At 34.9% G+C, this 12,378-nt stretch carries 11 protein-coding genes; 2 read left to right on the top strand and 9 right to left on the bottom strand.

The window, feature by feature from the left end:
* Window positions 1–60 precede the first annotated feature (60 nt).
* Window positions 61–918: a helix-turn-helix domain-containing protein gene (locus CC92_RS0117535; protein WP_051650564.1), complete on the top strand. Its 858-nt coding sequence runs from the start codon at window positions 61–63 to the stop codon at window positions 916–918.
* A gap of 142 nt (window positions 919–1,060) precedes the next feature.
* A complete protein-coding gene (locus tag CC92_RS0117530) occupies window positions 1,061–1,426 on the top strand; it encodes a metal-dependent transcriptional regulator (RefSeq protein ID WP_029501346.1) in 366 nt (121 codons plus the stop codon).
* Between the two features lie 185 nt (window positions 1,427–1,611).
* On the opposite strand, the gene CC92_RS0117525 is transcribed toward CC92_RS0117530, so the two are convergent.
* The 9 genes from CC92_RS0117525 to CC92_RS0117485 all read right to left on the bottom strand — a co-directional run bounded on the left by CC92_RS0117525 (window position 1,612) and on the right by CC92_RS0117485 (window position 12,343).
* Complete coding sequence (locus CC92_RS0117525; RefSeq protein ID WP_029501347.1) at window positions 1,612–2,913, bottom strand: serine dehydratase subunit alpha family protein; 1,302 nt, start codon at window positions 2,911–2,913, stop codon at window positions 1,612–1,614.
* Between the two features lie 12 nt (window positions 2,914–2,925).
* Complete coding sequence (locus tag CC92_RS0117520; protein WP_029501348.1) at window positions 2,926–4,314, bottom strand: Sapep family Mn(2+)-dependent dipeptidase; 1,389 nt, start codon at window positions 4,312–4,314, stop codon at window positions 2,926–2,928.
* The gene (locus CC92_RS0117515) at window positions 4,311–5,273 is read right to left on the bottom strand and encodes a uroporphyrinogen decarboxylase family protein (protein WP_029501349.1); all 963 of its coding nucleotides are present in this window, start codon (window positions 5,271–5,273) and stop codon (window positions 4,311–4,313) included. Before CC92_RS0117515 ends, CC92_RS0117520 begins: the two co-directional genes overlap by 4 nt.
* A 4-nt stretch (window positions 5,274–5,277) precedes the next feature.
* A complete protein-coding gene (locus tag CC92_RS0117510) occupies window positions 5,278–6,366 on the bottom strand; it encodes a glycoside hydrolase family 88/105 protein (RefSeq protein ID WP_029501350.1) in 1,089 nt (362 codons plus the stop codon).
* A gap of 64 nt (window positions 6,367–6,430) precedes the next feature.
* Window positions 6,431–7,759: an ABC transporter substrate-binding protein gene (locus tag CC92_RS0117505; protein ID WP_029501351.1), complete on the bottom strand. Its 1,329-nt coding sequence runs from the start codon at window positions 7,757–7,759 to the stop codon at window positions 6,431–6,433.
* 15 nt (window positions 7,760–7,774) lie between these two features.
* On the bottom strand, window positions 7,775–8,611 hold the full coding sequence (locus CC92_RS0117500; RefSeq protein ID WP_029501352.1) for a carbohydrate ABC transporter permease: 837 nt from the start codon (window positions 8,609–8,611) through the stop codon (window positions 7,775–7,777).
* Window position 8,612: 1 nt separating this feature from the next.
* Entirely contained in the window at window positions 8,613–9,533 is a 921-nt protein-coding gene (locus CC92_RS0117495) for a carbohydrate ABC transporter permease (protein ID WP_029501353.1), read from the bottom strand.
* 203 nt (window positions 9,534–9,736) lie between these two features.
* Window positions 9,737–11,659: a sigma-54-dependent Fis family transcriptional regulator gene (locus CC92_RS0117490; RefSeq protein ID WP_029501354.1), complete on the bottom strand. Its 1,923-nt coding sequence runs from the start codon at window positions 11,657–11,659 to the stop codon at window positions 9,737–9,739.
* A 33-nt stretch (window positions 11,660–11,692) separates the two neighbouring features.
* Window positions 11,693–12,343 (bottom strand): DUF2812 domain-containing protein, encoded by a 651-nt coding sequence (locus tag CC92_RS0117485; RefSeq protein WP_029501355.1) that lies wholly within the window; start codon window positions 12,341–12,343, stop codon window positions 11,693–11,695.
* Between the last annotated feature and the right edge of the window lie 35 nt (window positions 12,344–12,378).

Raw genomic sequence — 12,378 nt, 5'->3', positions numbered from 1 at the left:
CATTGACAGTTTTATATTTTACTAATACAATTAGATTATTGGTAAGAAGGGAGAAATCTGATGTTATCCATTACTGGTTACGATAGTAACAAAAAAGAATTTGATATGGTTTCTGATCAAGATTTTTATGTTCACTGCTGTGGGCATTATAAATTAATTACAAGGCAAGAATTTATCACGACTCGTATCCATGGCCTAAATAATTATCAACTCCTATATCTAGCGAAAGGCAGTGCTAAGTTTCGTATTAATCAAGAGATGCTAACAGTGAAAGCAGGAGAATGCGTCCTCTATTATCCTGGTGAAGAACAACACTACAGCTATCATCTAGAGGATCAACCAGATGTTTATTGGATTCATTTTTCTTATCATGACAAATACGATTTTGGGAAAGTATCGGGCTTTCATGAATCTAATATTTACCACGTCGGTACCGATAGCAGCTATGTATTTTTATTTAACCAAATCATACAAGAATTACAATTAAAGACATATTCCTATCAAGAGGTTGCTTCCCTACAATTACAGGAGCTTTTACTTAAGATGATGCGAAATTATAGAACTCAAGGAATACCAGGATTTAAAAAGCTCTATAATAACCAGGTAGAAAATGCAATTCGAATCTTCCATCTAAAATACGATGAGAATTTTTCAATCAGAGATTATGTAAAAGATCATAAACTAAATTACTCTCGTTTTATCGATAATTTTACAAAAACAACAGGAGTATCGCCAAGACAATACATCATTCAAACCAGAATGCAAAAAGCTATGGAATTACTTAATAGCACTCCTTTGTCCATACAAGATATCAGTGGAATGATTGGGTATGATAATCCACTTTATTTTAGTCGGCTATTTAAAAAGATTATCGGTATGTCACCTAGTGAATACCGAACGCAAAGTAGCATATCCTAATTTGAAATTATGTTTACATTATGTTATACTAGGTGATATAATTTTGCAAATAATCACTTAGTAATGAGATAAGGTCAAAAATCGAAACCAATTTTTAACACCTTGATTTATATGCGTGTACTGCACGCAGAATGGAGTTTTTATGAATATAAATGAATCTGCTGAAAATTATTTAGAAACAATTTTAATCTTAAGCAAATCCTTACCAGTCGTGCGTTCCATTGATGTGGCGAATGAATTGAATTTTAAAAAATCCAGTGTCAGTGTTGCCATGAAACACTTAAGAGAGAATGGGTATATTACTGTTACGGATGCTGGTTTTATCTATCTTACTGATTCTGGTAAAGAAATTGCAGAGATGATTTATGAACGTCATAAACTTCTGACTTCTTGGCTTGTAAGTCTTGGAGTTGATAAGGAAACAGCTGTTGAAGATGCATGTAAGATGGAGCATGTAATTAGTAAGACAAGCTTTCAAGCAATTAAGAAATATCTTCAAAAATCTTAGAACAGATTTTATGATATAGAAAATAATATCTTCTTGTATTTTTATAAGAGCGCAATCCCAGTACCGGGCGTTATTAAGACTTGCACTCGTTAGATTGCGCAATGTTTGCGAACTACAAAAATAGAACGATACCTTTATAAGTATCGTTCTATAGTATATAGGAAAATGGATAGCTAACAAATAGTTTAAATAGCAAGCATCATTTTTACAATTTCTTTATCGGTTTGTCTCATTCCGTCTTTTCCAAGTTTTGCTACATTTTCAATCGTAGCTTCTACTCCATTACTAACAATGCCATCCCCTTTTTTAAATTGCTGGCCATTTTGGTACATCTCATAACCAAAGATTCCAGCTTGTACACTTGTAGCAATTTTCCCAGCGCATGATGGCTTTGCACCATCACATATCATTCCAGATATAATCACAATAGAGTTTACAAGTGTATGGTTTATTACATCTAAATCACCACCTAATAAGTAAGCAATTCCACAACCTGCTGCACAACCAGCACTTGCTGCTCCACAGTAAGCTGACAATCTCCCAATGCCTGTCTTTTGATGTATTGCAATTAAATTTGATATAATCAGCGCTCTGTATAAGCGTTCCTCAGTAACAGATAGTTCTCTTGCATATTCTATTACAGGAACAGACACCGTGATACCTTGATTTCCACTTCCAGAATTAATAATAACCGGCATTTCGCATCCACTCATTCTTGCATCAGATCCTGCTGCTGCTTTCGCAATAGCTCTTACTCTTACATCATTACCATAACATTTTAAATAAGTACTTCCAATATTCGCTCCCCATGGTGCTTTTAAACCTTCTTCCGCAATCTCCATATTATAAACGATTTGTGGATCTAAAATTGGTTTCACATCATTCACATCACAGGTGGTTGCAAAATCATAGATTTCTTTGATGGATAGTAATTTTCTATCTCCGATTGTTTCATCCATCGGTAATTCTTTCACTCTTTCTGTTAACATCTTCTCTTTTGTTCCAAAAATAATGTTATTATCCTTTATAATAGAAACGATATTGGTGTGATATTCTGCAATTCTTAATTTTACAAATGACTCCTTTAGATAGAGTGTTATCTCTAAATCAAAAGTTAATGGTGTTTGTAATGCAGAAACTTTCATGGAAACCTTGTTTAAGAACTCATGTATCTGTATTTTTTGATTATCATCAACTTCAGAGATTACCTGTAAAACATTCTCTGCTTTTCCTGCAACAATTCCTGCCGCTACCGCTGCCTGAATTCCTTTTAATCCGTTCGTATTAGGTACGACTACGCTTTTCACATTCTTTATAATATTGTTACTTACAAAAACTTCAACTCTGTCAGGAAGTTCGCCTAGTACTTCTTTTGCCTTTGCTGCTCCATATGCAAGTGCAATTGGCTCAGTACACCCCATTGCCGGCATTAATTCTTCTTTCAATATTTGGATATAGGCATTATATCTTCTATCATTTTTCTTCATCTTTTATTCTCACTATCTTTCCAAATGCTCATCAAGATACTCTATTGCACGTATATAAATTTCGATTGCATTGATTAAGTTATCAATACAAATGCATTCATCAGGCTGATGTCCTTTGCCATGTCCTTCTTTACAAGGCTTTTTTTGAAAGGATAATCCTGGTCCATAACCAACTGCATTGGTCAGCTTTCTTGCATAGGTGCCTCCTCCCATGCAATATGACTTTAAGTCCCTATGGTATACTTCCTCGCAAATCTTAGTTAATTTCCTTACGATTGGGTCATCTTCTTCCAGGTAGTATCCCTTATTATCTTCTTCCAAAGTATAAGAGAATCCATAAATCGCAGCTCTTTCTATTAATTTTTTTAGTATCTTCTCTCCGGATGCAGATACAGGATAACGTATATCAAGGTATAATTGCGCTGTCCGATTATTCATAGAGAGAAGTGTTCCTACCACTGTTAATTTCCCGAAATTATCATCCTCACAAGCAATTCCAAGTCTTTCACCATAAATATCACAAAAAATTTCATTTAAGAATTCAAATTTTCTTTGATCACTTTTTCTTAAGATATTACAAGCTGATAGAAAACCAACCAATATACCAATCGCATTTTGCGTTCCCTCAGGCTTTCCTGCATGCCCTGCTATTCCAGTGGCATTAACTCTTGCAACTCCTTCCTCTTTAGAAATCGTAATATTATCCATTGTTTGGTGCAAGGAAACTTCGTACCCTTTCATACATGCACTTGCTTCTTTGGGCACAATATTTTTTCCTTCTCCACCTGATAAATTTATAATATCTTCTGAGAATTCTGTCAAAAAAGAGATTCCAATTCTCCCTTTTTCCCCACAGCATACCGGAAATGCAGCATCTGGAACAAGTGAAAAACTTGGTTCCTGATGTTTGGTTAAGAAGTATTTGATATCCTCCATACCACGTTCTTCATCACAGCCATAAAATTGTCTTAAGGTATGTTTTAAAGTAATGTTATGATCATTAAAATAACGTATCGCATAAAGTGCCGCTACCGCAGGGCCTTTATTATCTGCACTTCCTCTGCCATAAATCCAGCCATCTTTAACCATCGGTTCATAAGGATTAAGTAGCTCCCAGCCAACGCCCTCTGGAACCACATCAAGATGTGAGAAAATTCCTATCTCTTTATCAGACTTTCCTTTTAATATAGCACTCCCACAATAATCTTCATGGTTTTCAACACTGAGACCGTACTGACTTGCAAGAGAAAGCATCTTAACTAAAACTCTCCTACATTCCGTGCCAAATGGTGAATTGCTCTTCCCCTTCTCACTTACACTCGGTATCTTTACCAGTTGAATTACATCCCTAATGATATCTTCTCTTTTATTTTCAATCCAATCTCTTACTTCAGACTTCATCTTTTAAGTTCCTTTACAGAATCCACTACGCTTCTAATTCTGTCATAAGATATTTTAGTTGGTAGTGTACAATCAGAGCCCACAATAAATCTTTTACCTTTCATTTCCTCTAGTACCATTTTAGAGTGGTTATATATTTCGTCTTTGCTTCCATCTACCAGTACCCCCTGTCTATCAGGAAAACCGCCTAGAATAATACTATCTTTAAATAGCTCTGCACCTTCTGTTAAAGTAAATCCATTCGTATATACTCCCCAATTCACAATCGTTGGTTTTAATGGTACATAACGATCAAATCCAATCCCACTCTTACAAATATGAAGAACATCAAACTTTGTTTTTGATTTGATATGTTCATAAATCATTAGTTCATATGGAAGAACAAATTCATTGTATTCCTCCGATGTAAAATATCTGCTTTCTCCACCGAGCGCAGCATAAAAAATACCTTCTGCCCCAGCTTCTAAGGAACAGTCTACAAACTCCATTAAAGTCTCTGCAATTCTACCAAAAGCTTTTTTCATCTCCTCTGGTTTTTCTCTACAAAACAGTGCTAAACTATAACCCATACTAGTAAAAAAACCAGAAAATCCAGTTTCATGGAAAGCAGATGCTAATAGTCCATGAATGGTTGCAAGGATTGGATATTCTCCCTTGGTTTGATCACTAATACGCTTAATAATCTCCATCTGATCCTGCATAACTTTATCACTTTTGGAATACCCTCTGAATTTTCCAATATCCTTCGATGACATGATTTTCGTTTCACCGTCATATAGGATATTTTCATTCATTACTTTTAATATATCGGTATCTGTCTGTTTCATAAAATCGATATGTGCATTTACCGAAGCTTCTCCATGCTGGAACTCTTCTGGAAAATGAAGCCAGAATCCAACTGGAGTCCTATCAATTTCTTTTCCTTCTATTAATCCGAATACTCTTTCACGCTTTGTCATTTCCTTACCTCATCTCTTTACACTTTCGCCATTCTGCATATGCCATCATACAGGTTGCAACTCCATGTGCATTATCTTCACTAATAGGCTCGCTTAAGTAATACTCAGCACTTCCATCTCTTTCTTCTTTTGGCCCAAGACCTGCACTCTTACAAGTATCAATCAGATGGAACTTTCCATCTCTAACAATCATCTTTTGAGCTTCTAAAGCTGCTAAGATTTTTTCACCTACTGAAATATACTCTTTTTCAATGGCCCCCATTCTGGCACCTTTTAAAATTGCATAAGATACCATTGCACTACCTGAAGTTTCAAGGTAATTACCGTCCAAATCCTTTCGATCAATTAACTGATAAAATAATAGGTGTTCTTGATCTAAATACTCTTTCATTCCCTCGATTGCTTCTTTTAGCAAAGCTCCAAAGGTTTCTTGTGCATTTTTTTCTTCTGAAATCTCATAACAATCCACAAGCGCCATTAGGTACCAACCCATCGAACGTAACCAAAAGCTCGGAGAACGACCTGTTTTTTTGTCTGCCCACTTCATTACTTTTCTTTCATCATAAGCATGATAATAAAGATGCTTTTCCTCATCATAAAGATACTCTCTTACATTATCAAATTGTTTGATCGTATCTTCGTAATTCTCCTTATGATTAAAACGTTTTTCATATTCCATATAAAATGGCTGTACCATATAAAGTCCATCTAACCAAACCTGAAATGGATAAATCTTTTTATGCCAGAAGTTGCCTTGTGATGTTCTAGGCTGATTTTTTAGATGTTTCATAATGGAATGGATTCCTTTTAGGTATTTTTCTTCCTGGGTATTATCATAAAGAAAATATAACAATCTTCCACTTGCCATCAAATCTACATTCTGTTCTTCTGCCACATAACCAATAATAGTTCCATCATTATCTACATAACGATTTCCAAAATTTAAGATAGCATCATAATAAATCTGCTCACCTGTCACTTGGTAAAGATACATTGCACCAATCAGAACACACCCAAAATGATAGTTCCAACGTTCTAATTCCATCTCATTAAACTCTTCCAAATATTGTTTAAAATATAGATCAAAAACCATATTACCCCCGAATTTTCGTAAATTTAAAAGGACTTATAAAAGTCCTCTTAAATTCAGACATTTTTTATTTATCCTGTAAGTATTTTGCTTGTTCCTCTGTTAAAAACTGAGCCCATTTATCAAGAACCTGCTGTGCTGATTTTTCACCAAGCAATAACGCCTGAAAATCAGTTGTCATATCACTCTTAATAAAATTTGCATATGTCATTAACCAGTAAGGATTCTGAATCTGTACATAGTTTGGATCATTCATGATTTCGCCATAAAGTGGATAGTACGCATTTTGCTTATACCAATCAGCCTCATAACATGCGGTGTTTACCGGAGTACGTCCAAGAACTTGACATAACTCAGAAACTGCTTCTTTCCCTGCTAAGTACTGACAAAGTTTTACTGCTCCATCATAGTTAGCGTCTGCTCCCTTATTATTTGTCACACAGTATACCTGTGGCTGCATCGATGGTGCATAATATCTGCCTTCCTCATTTGCCAAAGGCTTGGTTTGCTTAAAGTTGCCTTCTCCAAGTGTTGTACTAATGCTTCTTCTTCCTGATGAGTTATGCATAACAAACATAGAAGTACCAGCACTAAATTCTGCATTCATTTCATTAAAATCATTATTTACGCTATCACCAGAAACCCATTTGTTTTTGTAGATACTTGCATATACGTCCAATGCTTCCACAAATTCTGGTTTGTTTATAATACATTGATTATTTTCATCAAAGAAAGAACCCTTATAACCAGCACCATCCGTATAAGTAAAGATCCATGCAAATAAGTTATCGCTTGGCTTTACCCCACGTAAGCTATAAAAATAAGTTCCTTTTTCTCTATTTCCAAACTGCTCTGTAAGCTCTAAAAATTTTGCCTGTGTTGTTGGCACTTCTGTAATTCCATTCGCTTCAAATAATGCTGGGTTATAGTAACAAATCTGTTGGTCATAGTTAAAAGGCATACCATAGATTTTTCCACCACCTAAAGCCTTTAAAGAGTCAAATGTCTGAGGTAAAATATCGCTCTTTTGATCCCATTTTTCATAATAACTGGTCAAATCTACTAGAGCATCCTGAGCTACATAAGTCATAACATTACCAAAGCCTGTACTAATTACATCTGGCATAGTTTTCGTTGCAATTGCCATCTGGAATTTGTCTGGGAAATCTTTACTTGCAAATCCAGTGTAACGATACTCATACTCATCCTGAGATGCATTTAGCTTTGTAATTAATTCTTCGTATGCTTTATTACTCTTTTCGTCTGCTGCATGGTACCAAAACTCAACAACCTGTTTCTTTCCACTTGTAGAAGAATCTTTGCTTCCACATCCCATTAAAGTGGATACTGACATAATTACTGCCATAGATAAAGCGACTAATCTTCTTTTTTTCATCCTTTCATCCTCCTATTATCCTTTTACAGCGCCACTTGTTGCGCCACCAGATAAATTCTTCTGAATCATTGCAAAAAGAATCAATACTGGAATTAAAGCCACTACACACCCTGCCGCAAGTCCTGCATAATCCGTATTAAACTCGCCTTGGAAAATATTTAAAGCAAGAGGAATTGGGTATTTCTCTTTCTTTGTAATAAATGCGGTTGCATATATAAACACATTCCATGAATTAATGAATGCGTAGGAGCCAGTTGCAATAATACTTGGTAACATTGTTGGCATTAAAACCTTAAATACTGCTTTTAATAAGGAACATCCATCAACTTGTGCTGCTTCTTCTAAGGATCTTGGAATAGAATTGTAATAGCCCATCATCATGAATAAACAGAATGGTAAATTGGTACAAGAACACGTGATTACCAATGACCAGAGGGAGTTAATCAAACGTAAGCTATTCATCGTTTCAAACAATGGAATCATTAACACCACTGCTGGGAACATCTGGGTACATAATAATAGTAAATATACAAAGCCTTTTCCCCTAAACTTATATCTGCTCATGGCATATCCACTGATTAGTGAAAGTACGATTACAATTAAGGTTGTTGTGATAGATACAAAGAAACTGTTTAAAAAGTAGCGTCCAAAACCAAATCCCGAAAAAAGCTTGGAGTAATTCTCAAATGTAAACTCTTTTGGCCAATAAGTAAGTGGTCTAGAAAAGACCTCTGTACTATGTTTTAATGATGTTACAATCATCCAGTAAAATGGTGCCAATGTTATGATTATAAAAGCGATTACTGGTAAGTATAAAAATATAACTTTTTTAATTCCCTGTTTACCCTTCATCTTAGTACATCTCTTCCTTTCCAAGCTTTCCAATTTTAATATAAGCAAATGCAACAATCATCATTAGAATGGTTGCGATACCAGCTAAGGCAGAGGCATACCCATAATCCATCTCACCTTTAAACTTTGTCATAATATAAAGTGGTATCGTCATTGTTGAATTGTTAGGTCCTCCGTAAGTCAAGCTATAAATTAAGTCCATTGCATTGAAGGTCCATATGGAACGAAGCAATGTTGTTAATACAAAGGTATCTTTTATCATTGGAATTGTGATTTTAAATAAAGTAACGATACGGTTCGCTCCATCAATCTTTGCTGATTCATAGATATCCTCTGGAATACTGGATAAGGCAGATAGATAACTAATTGCGAAGAAGGGAATTCCTCTCCAAACATTTGCAATGATAACCGCAGCCATTGCCATGTTACCACTTGAGAACCAAGAAATATTTTGATCTATAATTCCAAGTCGAAGCAATAAGTCATTCACAACGCCATAAGTCTCACCTAACATTAAGTTCCATATGATACCTACCATAACGCCAGCGACTGCCCAAGGAGATAATACAAGTGCTCTTGCTATTCCTCTAAGCTTAAATTTCTGATTTAGCAAATATGCAAGCCAAAAACCTAAGATGGTTTGTAAAACTACACTGACTGCTACCCAAAGGATGGAATTTCGAATTGCTTTTATAAATACTTCATCTTGAGTAAGAATCTTTATGTAGTTTGAGAGTCCTATAAATGACTTGTTTCCGGGTTCGAGTATCTTATAATTTTGCATACTCATAATAAAAACATTCACCATAGGCCGTAACATAAAAAATGTAACAAATACTAGTACTGGCAGTAATAACAAATATGGTGTAACTACTCTCTTGTAGTAAAGCTTATTTCTCCTCGCTCTACCTTTTGCTTTCATAACATTTAACCTCCTAAGCTTCCACTTCCTTTGTTGTATAATTATATTTTATAGACAAATCTCCTAGCGTAAATTGACGAAATAAACAAAAAAACTGTGACAAATACTATGTATCCGTCACAGTCTTGTTTTTGAAATCTTTTCATTTCATTTTGCAACATATTTGTTTCATAGAACGAAATGTATATCTTTTAGCGAAACCCCTAGTCTATCCCATATTTTTTCATTTTTCTCCATAAAGTCGTTTTACTCATTCCAAGAGACTTTGCGGTTAATGATCTGTTATGAGCATAACGTTTTAAGGTACTCTTAATTAAGTCTTCTTCGTCCTGTTTTCTTTCTACCGATGGTTCCGTTATTCCAGATTCCACTTCTTTTACTATTTCCTTATTGGCATAAACAAAATCTAGTAGATTACGAACATCTTCTTCCGAAATAATTCTTTTCCCAATTGTTAAAATTAGTCTTTCCATCAATGATTCTAATTGGACAGCACCGCCTTCCCAATGATATTTTAATAAGACCTCTTTTGCTCCCTGTGATAATATATGAAAATGTGAATATTGTTTTTGATACTTTGCAAAGTAAGTCTCTAATAGCAATTCTCTATCCTTTGCACGTTCATTAATAGTAGGGATTTTAAAACTTAGAGCACATATCTGGTAATAAAAATCTTTTCTCATTTTATCAATCGTAATTAACTCTGCCATATCTTTCGAGGTGCAAAAAATCAATCTTACATCTATAAACTGACTCTTTATCTCGTTATAAGCAAAATCATAGTTTTTTACAATCTTCTTCTGTATGATACAAGATAAGTAATACTGAGACTGTTTTGTCAACTTATCAGCTCCCATAACTACAAGAGTTCCATACTTAGCTTTCATTAGCGCTCCTGGCGCTTTTGTAGAATCACGGATGTCGAGTCCGCCGAATAATAAACGATGCTGATCCTCTTGTTCAAGTCCAGCTAAATTTATTAAAACAAAAGGTCCTCCCTTTCGCAGACTATAATTATGTATACCTTCACAAAGTCGTTCTGCCTCTACACCAGAAGCTTGTTCGATTAAAATAGGGCTATTGGATTGCGCGTATAACTTTGCTATCTTTATTATGTTTTTTAACCCTGGACTCTCCTTTTGCATTGAATCTAGAGTTTCTCTTGCTACATACCCCTGTAAAAACTGTTCCTTTAATTCCTTTTCAGGGCGAATCCCTAAACGATGAACTCGGTTACAAGATACAATCATACCTGTTACTTCACCATCTACTACAATACTTTCAATTACTATTGCCAGTGGTTCTTGACTCACATTCAAGAACGTATAGTATGACTGCGTTTGACCAGATATCACTTGTTCTATTAGACTTTCATCTAACCCATTTAAAATATCCCTTAGTTTATGTCCTAATATTTCACTTGAATCTTTCCCAACAATCTGCTGAATTACACGATTTGCAGCTAATATAGTGGTATGTGTATCTGTTCTCATAATCCCATTAAAAGAACTATCCAAAATTGTGGAGAAGATAGCAAAATTGTGTTGCTCCATATCTAACATATGATACATATTCTCAGCTGTTTTTAGAGCAGTCTTTATAGACTCCCCCGTCGACTCAAGTACCAATGCAGGAAAGTTTTGTTGATTTGCATAAATCATGGTGCTTTCTCCGCCTATTATAACATCTACACCATCTTTAATAGCATTCGCCACTGATTCTGAGATGTTTGATGTAAGATCCTGCAGATATAACTTAATGTCAACATCGTAAAGTTCTTTGAAATATGTCATGTCACACAACATACCCTGAAATGCGATAACACCAACTTTGGGCCTAGCTTTTGCCACCAAACGTTTTGCTTTCACAATAATTAGACCTAATTCCTGTGCGGTAAAAACCATTTCTACTACTGGAATATTAGTACTTAATTTAATTTCTTCGGCTTGTCGCCCTCTGGAGATAATAATATTTACTCCCTTATCAATTGCCTCTTTTGTTTTGTCAATGACATTCTCAATTGTCACATATTCAATCATTTTAACATCACATTTCACTGTATTTACAATTTTCTTTGCTTGTTCATATAATTGTTTTGTTGGCATCAATAGCGCAATTCCAGCCATCCTTGTATCCTCCATCTTATCCTTACTAGTATTCTAATGATGAATATTATCATTAAGCTTTTTTTCTTTATGGTACCAATACAATGCCTTTAAACCAAAGAGACCATATAGAAATATCATCGCGATAAATAACCAACCCGAGAACCCTCTCATTAACGCAAACGGTGTTTCAAAAAGAAATGCTCTCCAAAAACTAAAACCACTTAACTCCCATAATCCTGGAGTATAGTAAAGCTCCTTCAGATGAAAGAAAGAGTCGATTTTAAAAATGCCAGTGGATATAAATACAATAACGATTGGTAAATATGCTATCATTATGGATAACCAATTATTAGAGATTCTTTTATAGCGTTCTGCTTTCGAGGACTGGTCAGAAAATATGTCTTCACTTGCATCTTTTTTACTCTTTTCAAAATACTGGCACCCACTGTTTTTCGTCCCACCAATATGTTTCCATCCGCTGTCTTCAAACATCATGATATAATCCTCGAACTCTTCCCTTTTCTTAAACAGACGATAATCAATTCGAACAATTGGTATAAAGTTTTTCTCTTCACTTGGTTCAAATTCATAGCAAGCTGACCAGGGTGATTTCCTTTTCAATCGATATCCTTGTTCTATAATACTCTGTATCCAGTTTTCTTCCTTCTTTAAATTTACACTAAAAAGTTTATACTTTTTCATATCCATCCATCCCTTCGCAGGCTCAATATCTTAGT

Source organism: Lachnoclostridium phytofermentans, assembly GCF_000733755.1.
GTDB lineage: Bacteria > Bacillota > Clostridia > Lachnospirales > Lachnospiraceae > Lachnoclostridium > Lachnoclostridium phytofermentans_A.
Note: the sequence above shows the minus strand (reverse complement) of the source record. Positions and strands in the feature narration are given on the sequence as shown.